Raw genomic sequence first — 16175 nt, 5'->3', positions numbered from 1 at the left:
GGACTGTCTTTCTGACCGCAGCGAAGAACCTTATTTGAAATGTGTTAACAGAGTCTAATAAGATGCTTCACTATTGTTCAGCAGGACAGAGGAAAGTGCGCCAGCTATTAAACCTTACCGGTTACTTTCTTTTTCCTATCACGCACTGCAAGTACAATACTGATAATGGTGGCAGCTACCATAGTACCCAGCGTAATGTAATCTACCAATACCTGATTGAGGTTTAATCCCGTGATTTTTAAAATAAGGAAGTGGGTGTAAGATTCGCTGGTATCAATAATGCCCATTTGGCGGCGAATGTCCCAATGCAAATCGGTGCAGGCACAATAGCCCATGCCGTACCAAATGCCCAAAATAAACCACGACGAATAGGTAAGGGCAAGTCCGTATAAATGCCAACGGCGCAAGCGCGGCCATATCCAGCCGAACATATTAAATAACATGAATACGGTATGGAAAACGAAGAAGAAAACGTTTAAGAATGCCAACATAACCGGATAACGCTGATGCGTGTCGGTTTGGTATTTGTCCTTCGGCAAGCTCAGGACTTTTCGACAGGCTCAGGATACTTCGACAAGCTCAGTAATCCTTGGCAGGCTCGGAGGGCTTACTTTTTAAGTATCTGTTTGGCGTGATCTTTTGATACCACTTTGCGGATTATTTCAGTGATAATGCCGTTTTCATCCAACAAAAAGGTGGTACGTAAAACGCCCATATAGGTACGGCCAAACAATGTTTTTTCAGCCCACACGCCATAATCCTGCACCATTTTGGTTTCGGTATCGGCCAGCAAATCAAAGGGTAGGTTTTGCTTGGCTATAAAGTTGCGGTGCTTTTGCTCACTATCGGGGCTTATGCCCAATATGGTGTATCCTGCTTTTTTCAGTTTTGCATGGTTATCGCGCAGGTTGCAGGCTTCAACGGTGCAAGTTGGGGTGCTGTCTTGGGGGTAAAAGTACAACACTACTTTTTTACCTTTCAGGCTATCAAGGGTAACGGTTTTTCCGTTTTGGTTGTTTAAGCTAAAATAGGGGGCCTTATCGCCTTCTTTCAATTCTGTCATCGTTCTATGGTTTGCAGCAGCGCTGTAGTGTTTTTCTTTTTATCAGTAACAATCAATTTGAAATCATGTTTTCCTGCGGTCATTTCTTTTGGCAAAATTCCGTACAGCATATCGTCTTTGGCATCGTATTCCATCAGCCACCAATTACCGTCAATGTAGGCATTATAACTCTCAATCCCGCTCAGGGCATCTGTAATGCGCACTGATACAAGGCTGTCACGCACTTTAAAACGGTCAACCACAGGCGGTATATCATCATACGCTACACTAAAAATACCAAAGGTTTTGCTGTTGGCTGTCACCGTTCCGTTTTGGTAGCTGCCGCCTTCGCTGCTCATGTATTTCAGTCCTTTGCCCGTAAGGCGCACCACCACCAGTTTTTCAACATCAAGGGCTTTTGTATTTTTTGGGGTGATGGAAATGCTGAACGATTTGTGCAAAGGTACATTGGCATCCATCACACTGATATAGCCTGCGTACAATCCTTTTCTTTTAGCAGGAGTAATTTTTGAAGTAACAACAATGGTATCATACAAAGCCCCTTTAGGCAAAGTGAAGCTGTAGCCGCTGCCGGTGTACGTATAATTTTTTGAAGAGTAGGCATACGTGGTGCTTTTTGTTTGCGGAAAGAAAGCCATAAACGCCTGCTGGTTGGTATCGCCCTGTAACAATATTTTGATGGTATCTGCAAAGCTTGCTAAATCGTAGGCTCTGATGGCTATTGCTTTAGTTTCACCCTGTGATAGCTTAACGGCTGCCTTGGGCAATGGGTCGTAAAACGGCATTTGGTTACCATCGTCAACAAAACACTTGTGCCAGCGGTTGCTATTGTTTTTATAATCGCTGTATTCAATGTGGGCGTTTACCATTCGGGTATCGTCAAAGGCAAAACGGTCAATCCCGCACCCGAAAATCTTCTCTCCGTTGGCCAATACGTCTAAATAATTAATGTGTACCCCGTCGTTTGGTTCGTTTATAAAATCCTCGCCCCAAGCGGCAAAGGCATAATTACCCGGACGCACCTTCACTGTATCGTCAGTTTTTTGCTTTACTTCAACATAAGGGTAGTGGCCGTTTTTGTGTTTAAAATCTTCATCTATCTCATACACCAAATAACTCTTTGCCAAACGGGGTGAGTAACTGTCTTGTATGGGTAGACCGAACAGCAAGGGGTCTATAATTTCTTCGCTTTTGGTATCGCGTATTTCAAAGTGCAGGTGAGGCCCAGTAGAGCCCCCGCTATTGCCTGAGAATCCAATAGTGTCGCCTTTTTTGAAGCTGTATAAAGCTCTTTGCGGGAACATCTCAACATCAAAACTTTTTTGGCGGTATTGCTCGGCACGCACTATGCTATCCAGCAAGGGACTAAAGCGTTGCAAGTGTGCATACACTGTGGTGTATCCGTTGGGGTGATTCATATATAACGCCCTGCCATAACCAAAGGGCGAAACTTTTATACGGACAATGTATCCATCGGCGGCGGCCACAACGGGAAGCCCCTCTTTGCCAAAGGTTTTAATATCTATACCTGAGTGAAAATGATTACCCCTTACAGCACCAAAATTGGCCGAAAGATAAAGGGTAGTATCAATGGGTGAGCGGAAATATCCGGTGGGGTAGTTTTGCGCTTTTGCAGCAACCCCCGCTACGATTGTAAGTAAACACACTATCCAACGCTTCATACTTAGCAAAATACATTTACCATGCCGTATTTGGCAGGGTTATATATACACAGGTGTTGATAGGCTTACTTTATTTCGAAATCAAACAGCATTTCGTTTTCTAGAAAGCCTTGCAGGCGGTCGCCTATGGCAACGGGGCCCACTCCGGCAGGAGTACCTGTGAAAATAAAATCTCCTTTTTTAAGCGTGATGTATTGAGATACAAAACTGATTATTTTGTTGATATTAAACAGCATATCAGCCGTATTACCGTTTTGCACCAGCTGCCCGTTTTTTAGCAACTGTATGTTTAGGTTTTGCAAATCGGCAAAGCGGGTTTTATCCACCATGTTCCCCACAGCAGCCGAGTAATCAAAAGCTTTAGCCAGTTCCCACGGTAAGCCTTTTGCTTTTAGCTCGCTTTGCTTATCACGGGCGGTAAAGTCAATACCCACAGTAATTTCGTTATAATATTTGTGGGCAAAGCGTTCTTCAATTTTTTTACCGTGCTTGTCAATACGTATTACCAACTCAAGCTCGTGGTGCACATCATTGCTAAACGAAGGGATGTAAAACGGCAAGTTGTTGCGCAGGTGGGCAGTATCAGGTTTAAGAAAAATAACGGGTTCAGCAGGAACGTCGTTTTTCAGTTCTTTGGCGTGGTCGGCATAGTTGCGGCCTATGCAAATAAATTTCATATGCTTGCAAATATTGCAAAAAGTTTACGGATAGTTTGGGTGATATTTACCAAAACTATGAAACCGGTAGTTGTAGCTAGCTTGTTTGTTATTTTGTTTGCAGCTTGCACGGGCAGCCGCTACGGACATTATGGCTATGTGAAGCGGGGAGGGGAGGATGTAACCGAGAAAGTACATCGTAGCCGAAAACAATTGGTTAAGCAACCTGAAAAATTGGCAAACAAAGCTTCGGGCATTTCAGTAACAAATTATAACGATACAGCTTTACCTCAGTCCATTTCAATGCCTGTAAGTAACAAGTCAGGTTCAGTTCTGCATGTAATTACGAACGAAGAAAACGAGTCTCAATCAGCCGTAGCAACAATAATAACAGAGAATGAGGAGAATCCTAAGCCAAACAAAAAAGCTATTGGTAGTTTAGGGTATGGCATAGGTGCTTACGTTGTAATTTTGATACCTATTCTTGGAATTGCTTTTTCTATTGCGTTTGCAATCATTGCGATAAGGCGGGGAATGGAGGCTTTACGAGAAATGGATGCAGAACCTGAAAAGTATAAAAACAGGGCGTCAGCAATAGCGGGGGTAGCTTTAGGAACAATATTTCTGTCCATACTCATTTTTGCAATTTTAATGTTGATGTTTTCCGCTGTTGGGTTCACCATTCCGTTTATCCCCTTTTTCTAAGCAAAAAAAATCCCGCTAAGTATTTCTACCCGCGGGACTTTTAAACTTAAAAACGTTTATGAGCTTATAAGCCTAGCAAAAATGCGCCGGGGTCTTTACCACCGGTTAGTAATTGCATTGGGTTTTCTAATTGTTGTTTTACACGCACCAAGAAACTAACCGATTCGCGACCGTCGATAATACGGTGGTCGTATGAAAGGGCAATGTACATCATCGGGCGGGCTACAATTTGTCCGTCAAGCACAATCGGGCGTTCAACAATGTTGTGCATACCCAAAATGGCCGATTGCGGAGGATTGATAATCGGTGTTGACATTAGCGAGCCAAACACACCACCGTTGGTGATGGTGAAGGTTCCGCCTGTCATTTCTTCAATCGAAAGTTTATTATCACGGGCACGGGTTGCAAGACGGGCAATATCCGCCTCAATCTCGGCAAACGTCATGGCCTCAGCATTACGTACCACAGGAACTACCAAGCCTTTAGGGGCTGATACCGCGATAGAAACGTCGCAGAAATCATTGAATACAATTTCTTCGCCGTCGATTTGTGCATTTACCGAAGGAAATTCTTTCAATGCATTGCATACCGCCTTCACGAAGAACGACATAAAGCCTAAGTTGATGCCGTGTGCCTCTTTAAACTTGTCTTTATGTTTAGCGCGCAAATCCATAATCGGCTTCATGTTCACCTCATTAAAGGTAGTAAGCATGGCCGTTTCGTTTTTCACCGACACCAAACGTTTAGCAACCGCCTTGCGCAGGTTGGTCATTTTTTCGCGACGGTTGTTGCGGCTCTTCTCATCATTTGTAGTGATGCTAAGTTTAGCAGCCATGGCATCCGCTTTGGTGATGCGGCCGTCTTTGCCTGTACCTTTCACAGTAGCAGGATCAACGCCTTTTTCCGAAAGTATTTTTTGTGCCGATGGAGAAGCAGTGCCCGAAGCATAAGTAGCATTGGTTTCTGCTGCTTTTTCAACAGGTTTGCTTTCAGCCTTAGGCTGTTCGGCTTTTTTCTCCTCTTTCTTTTCAGGGGCAGGAGCTGCTCCGGCAGGTTTAGCCGCCGATGTATCAATGCTGCCTATAATGGCACCAATTTCAATAGTATCACCTTCGGCAGCGGTTATTTTCAATACACCTGCCGCCTCGGCATTCAATTCAAACGTTGCTTTATCACTCTCAAGCTCGCACAGCACTTCATCCATTTCCACATAATCACCATCTTTTTTCAACCAACTGGTAAGGGTAACTTCTGTTATCGATTCGCCTACGGTAGGTACTTTAATATCTAAAGCCATCGGGGTTATTTTAAATTTTGTGCGAAATTAGGGAATTACGTTCAAAAATGATGTGTTTGTTAAGTGTGAGTTTGCAAATAAGCGGAGCTTTTAAGCAGAATTTTAATCACAAAGGCCAAGTATTTGCCGTTTCATTGGGACGGGTTGAAACCCATCCCTGTTACAATTACGTTATGGTGAGGACTTAAGTCCTCACCATAACGTAATTGCGATAGCGTAGGATTTTAATCCTACGACATCAAATCAGCTCCGACAAACACCAAATAAAAAAGCGCAAAAACACTTAGTGTCTTTGCGCCTTAGTAGCATATAGAAGCGTTAGGATTAACGCATCATAAAATCATCGGCGTAGTAGGTCATAAAAATGTAAAGGCCAAGTATCACCAATACATTTACCACCCCGATGATAATAAACATCAACGTTTTTTTCTTTTTCATTACGAAAGCGGTGCTACGTATTGTGCGTCAGCATTGGCAAGTGCTGCGCGTACCCAACGACCTTTTTCTTCGGCTGTGCGGCGCACGGCAAGACGCTCTTTGTTGCAAGGACCGTCGCCGTTGATTACACGTTTAAATTCTTCCCAATCGGGTTCAGTATAATCCCATTTGCCGGTTTCCTCGTTTTTGCGCAACAAGGGGTCGGGTATCACCAAGCCCAAGTCCCAAATTTTTGGAACGTACATGTTTAAGAATTGCTGGCGCATATCATCGTTAGTAGCCATTTTCACCTTCCACTTCATCAGCTTCTCAGTATGCACCGAAATTTTATCCGATGGCCCGAAGAAGTGCATCAACGGAGGCCACCAACGGGTAAGCGCTTCTTGCACCATTTGGCGTTGAGTTTTAGTGCCCGTAGCCAAATACACCACGTTATCGTGTCCGTATTTCAAGTGAAACGATTCTTCGGCACAAATCCTGTCCAAAGCACGGCAATATGGGCCGTAAGAACCTTTAGAGTTCGCCACTTGGTTAATAATTGCGCCTGCGTCCACCAGCCATGCTATTACGGCACTATCCGCCCAAGTATATGCAGGGTAGTTAAATATGTTTGAGTATTTTGATTTACCGTTGATAAGGTCATTAATCATGTCCTCGCGGCTTTTACCAAGCGTTTCGGCAGCACTGTACAATAACTGAGCGTGACCTACCTCGTCTTGCACCTTAGCCATCAACGCCAATTTGCGGCGGAAACCGGGTGCGCGGGTAATCCAGGTACCTTCGGGCAGCGCACCAATAATTTCTGAATGGGCGTGCTGCTCAATCATACGAATTAATTGCTTACGGTATTCAGTAGGCATCCAATCCTTTGGTTCAATCTTTTCGCCACGTTCAATACGGGCTTCAAACTCTGCCATTAACTCAGGGTTATCCTCGTTGGCAAACTTGTCGTTAGGGTCAATATATGCGCTTCCGTACATGGTAGTATGTTTTCAGTTTTTAGTTACAGTTTATTTAGTAAGGTTTGGGTTTGCTAAGACCCATCAATACAAAATCACTAAGTTTAGTGGCAATCTGCTCCGGAGTCATTTCTCCCGTAGGCTTGTACCATTCGGTAATCCAATTTAGTGATGAGAGTATGTTTAGCACCGCAAATTTTTTATCTACGTCTTTAAACAAATTTTCATCCTCACCGTTTTGTAATATCACCGTAAATTCTTTCTCGTATTTATCACGCAGGGCAATAAACGCAGAGCGGTTGTCGCCTGTAAGGTATTTCCACTCGTGCAAAAAAACGGTTGAGCGGGTAAGGTTGGCCGTTAAAATTCCAATGTGGTTTTGTATGGCCATCCGTAATTTCTTTTCCGCATCAAAATAAATATCATTCACTTCATCAATAGCCTTTATAAACAAATGGGCTGTATCAAAGCAAATGGAGTGCAGTATTTCTTCTTTACCGCTGATGTGGTTGTAAAGGCTAGCGGCCTCAATACCCATTTTTTCAGCTATGTCGCGCATACTGGTAGCCATATAGCCCCGCTCGCTAAATAGTTTCGCGGCGGTTTCGGTGATTTGTTCTTTGCGTGAAATTCCGTTACTGTTGGGCATAACTAACGTATGTTAGTCAAAGGTAGGGGATTGGTTTGAGAATGTCAAGTGGTGGGGATAATTGAGTGAGTTACACCCGAAAACAAATTTTATTTTTGTGAAAACTAACAAGTGTATGCGTTTTACAAAACTTTATATCCCCAAAGAGTTATACGATAATAACATTGCTGACATAGAAATGGGACGGCTAAATCAAATAGTTGTTTTAGTTGGTAAAAATGGTTCGGGCAAATCACGGATTCTTGAAAAATTAAGTAGGTTTTCAAGTGTATATAGGAATATAGGGGACGCTGAGTTGAGCAGAGAAGAAAATGCTATAGCAAGCCATGTAGATAATTATAATAGAAATAAAGAAAATTTTGAGAGGATAGAAAAACTTCATCCTGGATCGACTACATTTAATAAAGATGAGACTTTGGGTAGAATCTCAAAAGACATAACAAATGCTAGAAAAAACTTAGATGCTCTTTTGAATAGTTATTTATCAAAGCCATCACATGGAGCAAGAGGAAGTATTAGCTTTATCCCAAAAGTGACTTCAATGAGTGATCCTGTAGACTCAAAATATGGTGATTTGCAATTGAGTTCACTCAGATTGACACTTGGTAACTTACCTCAATTACCAACAATTGTATTACCAGTCATACAGTCAATTCAAAATAGATATTATGAGGTTAAAAGAGAGGGCTTTGAAGGGGAAAAAGTCGAAATTGAAAAAGCGGAAATAGAATATCAAAACTTAAAATATTGGGTTAAAGAGTTTTTAGGTGTTGAACTTAAAAGAGATACTAACGGGAATGCAAGTCTCTTTGGTTTCAAAATTGGTGATGCAAAGTTATCTGATGGGCAAGCAATACTTCTTCAGCTCTGCATTACTCTTTATCAAACAACTAAAGATTTGAATAATTATATTATATCAATAGACGAACCCGAAAACCACATGCATCCTTCTGCAATAATTGAGGCATTAAATAAGATTATTGAAGCTACTAAAGAAAGCCAAGTATGGATTGCTACACACTCATTGCCTATTATAGCTTATTTGGCATCGTTACCGGAAACAAGTATATATTATGTGGAAGACGGAAAAGTGAGTTTTGCGGGCTCTACCCCTGAAAAGGTATTGGAAGGATTGCTGGGAGACGAAGAACAGATTGGAAAACTGCATGATTTTATTGGGTTGCCTGCCCAATATGCTATTAACTTATATGCGTACCAATGTTTGTTTGAACCTGCTGTGGTGGAAACGGGTGCCGATGACCCGCAAACCAACCAAATAAAAAATGTTTTAGACGGACTTAGAAAAGATAAAAGTTTAAAATTATTGGATTACGGCGCGGGAAAAGGCAGGTTACTGGCAAACATTGTTGAAACGAATAAAGAGTTATTGCAAGCATTGGATTATGTAGCGTTTGATAAGTTTGCTACTAATAAAAGCTACTGTGAAGAGGTAATTACATCTGCTTATGAGCATAAATCTAATAGTTACTATAATTCAATGGTTGATTTAAAGGCAGTTCATAAAGGGAGTTTTGATGTTGTATTGTTATGTAACGTTTTACACGAGATTCCCCCTTCTGAATGGCTTGATTTAATAAAAAGCATAACTGCCCTATTAAATGAAAATGGCATTTTATTAATAGTAGAAGACTCTCAAATACCTATTGGAGAAAAAGCACATCAGCATGGCTTTATTGTGTTCGATGAAGCTCAAATAAGGGAACTGTTTGCCATATGGTCAGCAAACGACTTTATAAGTCAGCAGCATTCGATAGAAAAAAGTCGATTAAAGGCACATCTTATTCCTATGAAATATTTAGCTAATATCTCAGAAAAGACTAGGAAAGACGCCTTAAAGTCTCTCAATGAAAAGGCTAAAGAAGAAATTAACAAGTTAAGAGATCTTGATCCTAAAAGTTTAACTTTTAAGCAAGGAAGGGAACACGCTTTTTGGGTGCAACAGTTTGCAAATACACAATTGGCTTTGGATACAATGTAATAACCAAGTCTCAAACCCTCTTTTCCCCAATTACAAAAGAAAAAAGTTATGCCGAAATATGCATTTGGGGAAACAGTGAAAACCGGCTATGAATTGGCGGTTGGGGGTATATTGATGCCTTATGTTAAAGGGGAAAGAGTTGAACCTGTATGCAGGTTATGGGGCGATTTTTGGCGACGGGGTGAGCTTGCGCTGTTGTTTGGTGAGCAGGGGGTGGGTAAATCGGCTTTGGCGGTTCAAATTGCCGATGCGATAAGTAGGGGAGTTGACGGTGGCGGTATGCCCATGGAGTGCGGTGCGCAAAAGGTGGTGTTTTGTGATGTGGAACATGACGTGAAGGTTTTTGAACGGCGTTGCGGCGGGATAGTGTTTGACCCTAATTTTATTCGTGTGGGTATTAACCCGCTATACGGAAATTCAAGTTATTTGGGTGCGGCTTATTTTGAAGCACTTGAAAATACTTTGAAGGACAGCGGTGCACGGGTGCTGGTGATTGATAGTGTTACAGCTATAAAAAATATGGCTTGTTATGACCCGAAGCAGGAACTTTATTTTGCGAGCAGGTTGCGCATATTGCAACGCAAGCTTGACTTATCGGTGCTGGTGGTAACAGATACACAGGGTATTGGCCACAGGGGGCGTTTGTTGTACAGGCACATGGCGGGGGTTAGGTATTGGGCAGGGTTTGCTGATAGTGCTTTTGGTATGGGTTTTTGCGGCGATGGTGCAGGCAGGCGGTACTTGATACAGTTTAAAAGTACTGAGGGTATTGTGTATTGGGCATCTAATGTGCTTTGTTGTGATGTGGTTTCAGAAAAAGACTTTAAAGGGTTTAGGTTTACGGGAACGGGCAGGGAGGCAGAGTTGTTGCAACCACCTTTGGGTGAGCCTGAGACTTCGATTTTGAAGTTGAAGCGGGAAAACCCGCGATTGTCGTTGCGGAAAATCGCTGAACGTATTGGAGTTAGTAAAATGAAGGTGAAGCGTGTGTTGGATAAGTATGGAGTTAAGCCATTGTAGTGTCCCATTTTGTCCCACGCATTTGGGATAATTTGTTGGCTGTTAAATTGTTTTAAATGAGTCGGTTGCGCCGTTTTTTAGATTGTCCCAACTGTCCCACCTATAAATCAACCCCCAAACAATACAAAAACAGCCGGTTTTTTGTGGTAATCAGGGGTGTTTTTCAGCCATTTATCAATGGATTGAGAAACGATAGACTCATCGGGAAGGGTTAGGTTGCAGGCAACACAGAGCATGGTTTGTGGTGAACAGTGCTTCATAATATCAGCCAGTAGCGGGTTGTTGCGGTAAGGAGTTTCTATAAACACCTGTGTTTGTTTTCGTTCCCGCGATTCTTTTTCCAAGAACTTCAGTTTTTTTGCCCTTTCGGCAGTATCAATGGGCAAGTACCCGTGAAAAGCAAAACTTTGCCCGTTGAACCCCGAAGCCATTATCGCCAGCAAAATCGACGAAGGGCCTACAAAGGGTACAACCTGTATTCCTTTTTTGTGAGCCACTTTTACTACCTCAGCACCTGGGTCGGCCACGCAAGGCACACCGGCATCGGATAACAAGCCTATGCTTCCGCCACCTTCAGCATTTTTAAGGTAAGTGTTTATGCTGTGTTGCGGATTGTGTTTGTCTAACACATGAATGGTAAGCTGGTTTTGAGGAGTGCTTATTTGCAGTCCTTTTAGGCAAGCACGGGCGTTTTTTTCGTTCTCAACAATAAATTCAGTGAGGGTGCGTATAACTGCCAACTGTGCATCAGGCACCAAAAGGGGGCTTTCGGCAGGTTCTCCCAGAAAATTAGGGATTAGGTATAAGGTTCCTTTGGTACTCATTGTTTAATTCCGACTTTTTGTAAGCCTTTAGCAAGTATTTCTTTAAAGTAGGGCGAGACATTAAACCACAAACTAAAGCCTACAAACGAAGCTATAATAAGCAGTGAGCGGATGGCTGTATCTATAAAGGCGTTGCCCATGTAAGGGATAATGTATGAAATGCCCATGGCTATGCCCATAATTACTACCGGTAGTATTGATTTTTTTGTAAAGGGCGATAACTTGGTTTTTAGGTAGAGGAAGAAAAAGATAGTAAACTGGTACAACAAAATGTTAATCGCTCGGGCGATGGATGCACCAAGTATTCCGTTGGTAGAAATCAGCAGGTAGTTTATAAAAACGGAAATGATACCGATTCCCAGCATGGCATAAAAACCAAACTTAAAATACTTTGATAGTCCAAGTATGGCTCCGTTAAGCGAGGTAACCATATTAAATAGCTGGCTAAGACCAATAAATAATACACAGTATTTACCTACCGCATATTCTTTTCCGTTGGGCATCAGCTCGAAAATATTGTCGATATTACACCATAGTAGTGTAAACAAAAGACATCCCACACTAAGTTGTATTACCGAAGTACTTTGATAGAGTTTTTGAACTTCAGGCAAGTTTTCATCTTTCATGTGGGTAGCAACAATCGGGGCGCTGATTTGGCCGATACTTCTGCCCGGCAACTCAATCATCGATGCTAACAGCACCATTGTTAAATACACACCGTTGTTTTCATCACCGTGCGGACTCGCTGCAATCATCAAAGCATCAATACTGTTTACCAACAAACTGCCTACCCCGCCTAAAAACATGAAGGTGCCATAACGAATCATGTCTTTTCTTACTTCAGCACTTGGGAATGAAATGGGGTTTAAGTATAGTTTGCCAAGCTTTTTAATATAAAAGAGAATAAAAACAGCAATGGCAATGTATGATAGGGTATAAACCCATGAAAAGGCATCAAAGTTTATGTATTTGTATAAGTATAATAATGCAAAAGCAATGATGATGATGCGCAAGGCTATTTCCCTAAGTATTTTGGGGACTACGATGCGAAGGTTAGCATTTGCATAGCTTTCGTATGATGTTGTCATCATCAATCCGAAACTTATTGGGATAAGCAGGTAGGAGTAATGAGTGAGCAGGGGAGAGTCGTTGCCAAAAGTTTTAATGAACAAACCCTGAAACAAATAGAACACCGCTATAAATACAATAAACCCGGCTAAGGGAACAAGTGTTATCAGCCAAAAAAAGCCGTTATGCCCTTTGCTGTCGTTTTGAAAGTATGGAAAAAACCTAAAAATAGCAGAGGGTTGCATACCAACTGCAGCCATACCGGCGATAAACATTCCAATATCAGCCAGTACTCGTAAAAGGCCAATTTCACCTTTTGAAAAGCATAGCGGGAATATGAAAAGATTAATTACAAAAGCAAGTACTACGCCTGTATAAACAACTACAGTGCCCTTAATACTTTGCCGGATGATGATACCCATAAATGATTTTGCAAAATAAGTTGAAAATGCTTTAGTGTGAAAGGTATAAATTTGCCCGACCTGAAACTATGATTGGTAAAATAATAAACAAGCTAAGAAAGATAACCGGAGCGGCATACAAACAAGTATCGTATGCACAAGCCGGAGAAGATATTGTGGTGCAACTTATTGCTGAACGAATGGGGTTAAGCAAACTCACCTACCTTGATATAGGTACTAACCATCCAAAAAAATTCAACAACACCTATTTGCTATACAAAAAAGGAAACAACGGGGTATGTGTTGAGCCCGATCCTTCCTTGGTACGTGTGATAAAGTCTCAACGTCCAAACGATGTCTGCCTTAATGTAGGTTTATCATCAGGAGAAGAAAGTGTTGCTGATTTTTACGTGATGAGTGTAAATACGCTAAATACATTTTCAAAAGAAGACGCAGAAGCATTGGATAAAGAGGGCACATTTAAGATAAAAAGTGTAATTAAGATACCGCTTAAAAACGTCAATAACATTATTAGCGAAAACTTCAAAGGAACAACCCCTAATTTCATTTCATTAGATGTGGAAGGATGGAACGAGGAAATTGTAAGAAGTTTTGATTTTTCTAAGTTCAGACCTGAAATTTTTTGCATCGAGACCGCTTATTTTGAACCAACAGGTCAGATTAAAAGAATAGAAGGGATTTTTGACGTAATGAAGCAAAATGGGTATCACGTATTTGCAGACAACCAAATAAACACAATTTTTGTATCTAAAATATAACCCGACGACAATGAAAGTAGGACAGGATAATGATAGCGCTCGCGTTCAATGGATAATAGATACATTAAAAAAAATACCTTCAGGCTCTCGCATTTTAGATGCAGGCGCAGGAGAACTTAGGTTTAAGAAGCATTGTAGTCATTTAAATTATGTGGCACAGGATTTTGGTCAATACGATGGAAGTGGAGATACCGGATTACAAACCGGAAGCTGGGATCAAACAAAACTTGACATAGTTAGTGACATAACAGCCATCCCTGAGCCTGATAATTCTTTTGATGCAATACTATGCGTTGAAGTTTTTGAGCATATTCCCGACCCCTTGGCGGCATTGAGTGAGTTTAAACGTTTATTAAAGCCTGGAGGCTATCTTATTATTACTGCTCCTTTTGCAAGCATTACACACTTTGCCCCATATTTCTTTTATTCGGGTTTTAGCCGTTATTTTTACGAGACACATCTTGCAAACAACGGTTTTGAAATTACTGAGTTGAAGTTAAACGGTAATTATTTTGATTACTTAGCGCAGGAACTCCGCAGGATAAACTTTGTTGCCGCAAAATACACGGGTAGTAAACAAGGTATTATCGGCAAGGTGGGCGTTCAGCTATTGCTGTGGTCACTAACTAAACTTAGTGCAAAGGGCAAAAATTCAAGCGAGTTGTTAAGTTACGGGGGTCAGGTTTTTGCACGTAAAAAATAAACTACCTTATTAGCACAATCATACCCTTCTGGGTTTGTTTCACTATGCGTCCTTCACGGTTAATACCTGAGAATGATGCCAGCCAATGGTATATTCCGGTAGGTAGAGCTTTATCTTTATAGGTTGCATCCCAAACAAAGCCCGGTTCTTTGGCTTCATATAAAATTTCGCCCCAACGGTCAAAAATCAAAAACTTAAGATCGTATATATTATACGTATAGATGCTGAAAGTATCGTTTTTACCGTCGTTGTTTGGTGTAAAAGCAGAAGGCACAAAAATTCGCGGTTCACACCGTTCAAGCACTAAGGCTGTATCAGTAAACCTGCAGTTATTTGTGTCAGTTATTTGCACCCAATAAACCCCATCCGTATTGGTACTCAAATATCTGCCTGAAGTTCCGTCACTCCATAAATAACCCCTGAATATACCTGCATCCAACACAACATTATTGTCACAATAAAAAGCAGTATCAGGCAAATCAGGCGGAACTCCAACTACTTTAACCGTAGTAATTACAATAGAATCACAACTGTTTGCCACAGCAACGGTATCATAAAACGCAGTATCGTCTTTAATAAAACCCCCTTCCCAAAAAATACTATCACCGGGGCAAATTCTGAATGTGTAATAAGTTATGGGCTGAGCTTTTACTGTTAAATCTAATCGTTTAATAGTATCCCAACAATGCTTCCTGTAAACAGTATCGTAATAAGTGCCACTACTTTTAATATATCGGTTATCAAAATAAAAACTGTCTGCTCCACACAACAATTTACTTATATTTTGATACGTTTCATTTACAACAGTCAAATTCATGATGTTGATATTGTAGCAAGCACCGGCAGCACTTAATGTGTCTCTGTAAATACCTGATGAAGAATAGTATTTGTTGTCAAAATAAATACTATCACCGCTGCAAAGAACAGTATCAGTGGTGTTAATAGAATTATTGAGTATCGATAGATTTGTAGTAACAAAGGTATCGCAACTGCCAGTAGAGACAGTATCATAATATGTACCGGCTGTTTTTCTGTAACCTTTTTGTAAAAAAATGCTATCACCACTACAAATAGTAACATTTTTAATGGCTGTTTTACCTATTGTGATGGTAACAGAATCTTTTGCGGGACATAGTTTTCTGAAAGAAATATCATCTAAAGCAAAATCATTACCATCAGCACTGGTGTATTGGTTGACAACAGAAATAATTGCAGTGGTGCTATTACCAGAATTCCACAACTGATAAAATTGCTTCCATCTACAAACTGTACTTTCTGAGTTAAAAATATTACCTATTAAGTTACCGTTTATTGAAAATTGTAGTGAAGCATTAAAACCATAAGGAGGGCAAGTAATATTTTGCAGCCAGGCCGAAAATACATAATCAGTGTTTGGTGTTACTGAAATAGTTTGCGACCAAACGGAAACATTAGCAGTTTGCGAGCCATTAAAAATCATCATGTTTCCATTACCGGAAGTTTTATCGCCACAAGCAGCAAAGCATTGATGGGTTGAACTAGGATTGGTTTTTACAGTATACTGTCCTTCTAAAAGGTTGTTTGTTACTGGCGCAGGGTTGGATTTATAGGTATATGAGGAACTGAAGCCTGTATTTCCTGATTCAAAATCACCGTTAGTTACAAGCTCAGTATTATCAGGAATAATAGCTGTTACAATATATTTTGTTGTACTTGTGGGACGAGCAATAGGACTGGGTACAGAAGTGCTTGATAAGCCACTAGCAGGTGTCCATGTGTAACCTATAGCATTGGAAACAGTTGTTTGTAGCCAGATACCGCTGGAAGCTGAACAAACCGAGGTATCACTAATCGTTGAGATAGAGCATTGAGCATTTGTTTTTATAGACATACCCGCACATATTGCGAATATTATAAAGAATCTTAGTATTAACTTTGCCATTGGGGTTGCTG

General features: G+C 41.1%; 15 protein-coding genes. 5 read left to right on the top strand and 10 right to left on the bottom strand.

The window, feature by feature from the left end; translation table 11 throughout:
- Positions 1-107 precede the first annotated feature (107 nt).
- The 4 genes from F9K23_09115 to F9K23_09100 all read right to left on the bottom strand — a co-directional run bounded on the left by F9K23_09115 (position 108) and on the right by F9K23_09100 (position 3422).
- Positions 108-491: a DUF2784 domain-containing protein gene (locus F9K23_09115; GenBank protein ID KAB2916258.1), complete on the bottom strand. Its 384-nt coding sequence runs from the start codon at positions 489-491 to the stop codon at positions 108-110.
- A 116-nt stretch (positions 492-607) separates the two neighbouring features.
- Entirely contained in the window at positions 608-1063 is a 456-nt protein-coding gene (locus tag F9K23_09110; GenBank protein ID KAB2916257.1) for a thioredoxin-dependent thiol peroxidase, read from the bottom strand.
- Positions 1060-2745, bottom strand: a complete 1686-nt coding sequence (locus F9K23_09105; protein ID KAB2916256.1) for a M23 family metallopeptidase — start codon at positions 2743-2745, stop codon at positions 1060-1062. The genes F9K23_09110 and F9K23_09105 overlap by 4 nt, the downstream gene beginning before the upstream one ends.
- Before the next feature lie 65 nt (positions 2746-2810).
- A complete protein-coding gene (locus F9K23_09100) occupies positions 2811-3422 on the bottom strand; it encodes a fumarylacetoacetate hydrolase family protein (GenBank protein ID KAB2916255.1) in 612 nt (203 codons plus the stop codon).
- A 39-nt stretch (positions 3423-3461) separates the two neighbouring features.
- Here F9K23_09100 and F9K23_09095 point away from each other — a divergent pair, with 39 nt between their 5' ends.
- Positions 3462-4106 carry a hypothetical protein gene (locus F9K23_09095; protein KAB2916254.1) on the top strand — a complete coding sequence of 215 codons (645 nt, stop codon included), beginning with the start codon at positions 3462-3464 and terminating at the stop codon, positions 4104-4106.
- Positions 4107-4170: 64 nt separating this feature from the next.
- Here F9K23_09095 and odhB read toward each other — a convergent pair whose 3' ends face one another.
- The 3 genes from odhB to F9K23_09080 form a co-directional block, all read right to left on the bottom strand.
- Positions 4171-5403, bottom strand: a complete 1233-nt coding sequence (gene odhB, locus F9K23_09090; protein ID KAB2916253.1) for a 2-oxoglutarate dehydrogenase complex dihydrolipoyllysine-residue succinyltransferase — start codon at positions 5401-5403, stop codon at positions 4171-4173.
- Between the two features lie 437 nt (positions 5404-5840).
- Positions 5841-6821, bottom strand: coding sequence for a 1,2-phenylacetyl-CoA epoxidase subunit A (gene paaA / locus F9K23_09085; GenBank protein KAB2916252.1), 981 nt, complete (start codon positions 6819-6821; stop codon positions 5841-5843).
- A gap of 34 nt (positions 6822-6855) precedes the next feature.
- Positions 6856-7431, bottom strand: a complete 576-nt coding sequence (locus tag F9K23_09080) for a TetR/AcrR family transcriptional regulator (protein ID KAB2916269.1) — start codon at positions 7429-7431, stop codon at positions 6856-6858.
- Between the two features lie 133 nt (positions 7432-7564).
- Here F9K23_09080 and F9K23_09075 point away from each other — a divergent pair, with 133 nt between their 5' ends.
- Both F9K23_09075 and F9K23_09070 read left to right on the top strand, forming a co-directional pair.
- Positions 7565-9448: an AAA family ATPase gene (locus F9K23_09075; protein ID KAB2916251.1), complete on the top strand. Its 1884-nt coding sequence runs from the start codon at positions 7565-7567 to the stop codon at positions 9446-9448.
- Between the two features lie 48 nt (positions 9449-9496).
- Entirely contained in the window at positions 9497-10468 is a 972-nt protein-coding gene (locus tag F9K23_09070) for an AAA family ATPase (protein ID KAB2916250.1), read from the top strand.
- 107 nt (positions 10469-10575) lie between these two features.
- Here the strand turns inward: F9K23_09070 and F9K23_09065 are convergent, their stop codons facing one another.
- Both F9K23_09065 and F9K23_09060 read right to left on the bottom strand, forming a co-directional pair.
- Positions 10576-11292 carry an SAM-dependent methyltransferase gene (locus F9K23_09065; GenBank protein ID KAB2916249.1) on the bottom strand — a complete coding sequence of 239 codons (717 nt, stop codon included), beginning with the start codon at positions 11290-11292 and terminating at the stop codon, positions 10576-10578.
- Complete coding sequence (locus F9K23_09060) at positions 11289-12782, bottom strand: hypothetical protein (GenBank protein KAB2916248.1); 1494 nt, start codon at positions 12780-12782, stop codon at positions 11289-11291. The genes F9K23_09065 and F9K23_09060 overlap by 4 nt, the downstream gene beginning before the upstream one ends.
- A 68-nt stretch (positions 12783-12850) precedes the next feature.
- On the opposite strand from F9K23_09060, the gene F9K23_09055 reads away from it, so the two are divergent.
- Complete coding sequence (locus F9K23_09055; GenBank protein KAB2916247.1) at positions 12851-13540, top strand: FkbM family methyltransferase; 690 nt, start codon at positions 12851-12853, stop codon at positions 13538-13540.
- 10 nt (positions 13541-13550) lie between these two features.
- Positions 13551-14243, top strand: coding sequence for a methyltransferase domain-containing protein (locus tag F9K23_09050; protein ID KAB2916246.1), 693 nt, complete (start codon positions 13551-13553; stop codon positions 14241-14243).
- 1 nt (position 14244) lies between these two features.
- Here the strand turns inward: F9K23_09050 and F9K23_09045 are convergent, their stop codons facing one another.
- Positions 14245-16164 carry a gliding motility-associated C-terminal domain-containing protein gene (locus F9K23_09045; protein ID KAB2916245.1) on the bottom strand — a complete coding sequence of 640 codons (1920 nt, stop codon included), beginning with the start codon at positions 16162-16164 and terminating at the stop codon, positions 14245-14247.
- Positions 16165-16175: the final 11 nt, after the last annotated feature.

This window comes from Bacteroidota bacterium, from assembly GCA_008933805.1.
Taxonomy (GTDB): Bacteria; Bacteroidota; Bacteroidia; order UBA8524; family UBA8524; genus SB11.
Note: the sequence above shows the minus strand (reverse complement) of the source record. Positions and strands in the feature narration are given on the sequence as shown.

Bases quoted from the DNA above. Each gene is read 5' to 3' on its own strand.
- F9K23_09115 (KAB2916258.1), bottom strand. From the start codon at position 491: ATGTTGGCATTCTTAAACGTTTTCTTCTTCGTTTTCCATACCGTATTC.
- F9K23_09110 (KAB2916257.1), bottom strand. From the start codon at position 1,063: ATGACAGAATTGAAAGAAGGCGATAAGGCCCCCTATTTTAGCTTAAAC.
- F9K23_09105 (KAB2916256.1), bottom strand. From the start codon at position 2,745: ATGAAGCGTTGGATAGTGTGTTTACTTACAATCGTAGCGGGGGTTGCT.
- F9K23_09100 (KAB2916255.1), bottom strand. From the start codon at position 3,422: ATGAAATTTATTTGCATAGGCCGCAACTATGCCGACCACGCCAAAGAA.
- odhB (KAB2916253.1), bottom strand. From the start codon at position 5,403: ATGGCTTTAGATATTAAAGTACCTACCGTAGGCGAATCGATAACAGAA.
- paaA (KAB2916252.1), bottom strand. From the start codon at position 6,821: ATGTACGGAAGCGCATATATTGACCCTAACGACAAGTTTGCCAACGAG.
- F9K23_09075 (KAB2916251.1), top strand. From the start codon at position 7,565: ATGCGTTTTACAAAACTTTATATCCCCAAAGAGTTATACGATAATAAC.
- F9K23_09070 (KAB2916250.1), top strand. From the start codon at position 9,497: ATGCCGAAATATGCATTTGGGGAAACAGTGAAAACCGGCTATGAATTG.
- F9K23_09065 (KAB2916249.1), bottom strand. From the start codon at position 11,292: ATGAGTACCAAAGGAACCTTATACCTAATCCCTAATTTTCTGGGAGAA.
- F9K23_09060 (KAB2916248.1), bottom strand. From the start codon at position 12,782: ATGGGTATCATCATCCGGCAAAGTATTAAGGGCACTGTAGTTGTTTAT.
- F9K23_09055 (KAB2916247.1), top strand. From the start codon at position 12,851: ATGATTGGTAAAATAATAAACAAGCTAAGAAAGATAACCGGAGCGGCA.
- F9K23_09050 (KAB2916246.1), top strand. From the start codon at position 13,551: ATGAAAGTAGGACAGGATAATGATAGCGCTCGCGTTCAATGGATAATA.
- F9K23_09045 (KAB2916245.1), bottom strand. From the start codon at position 16,164: ATGGCAAAGTTAATACTAAGATTCTTTATAATATTCGCAATATGTGCG.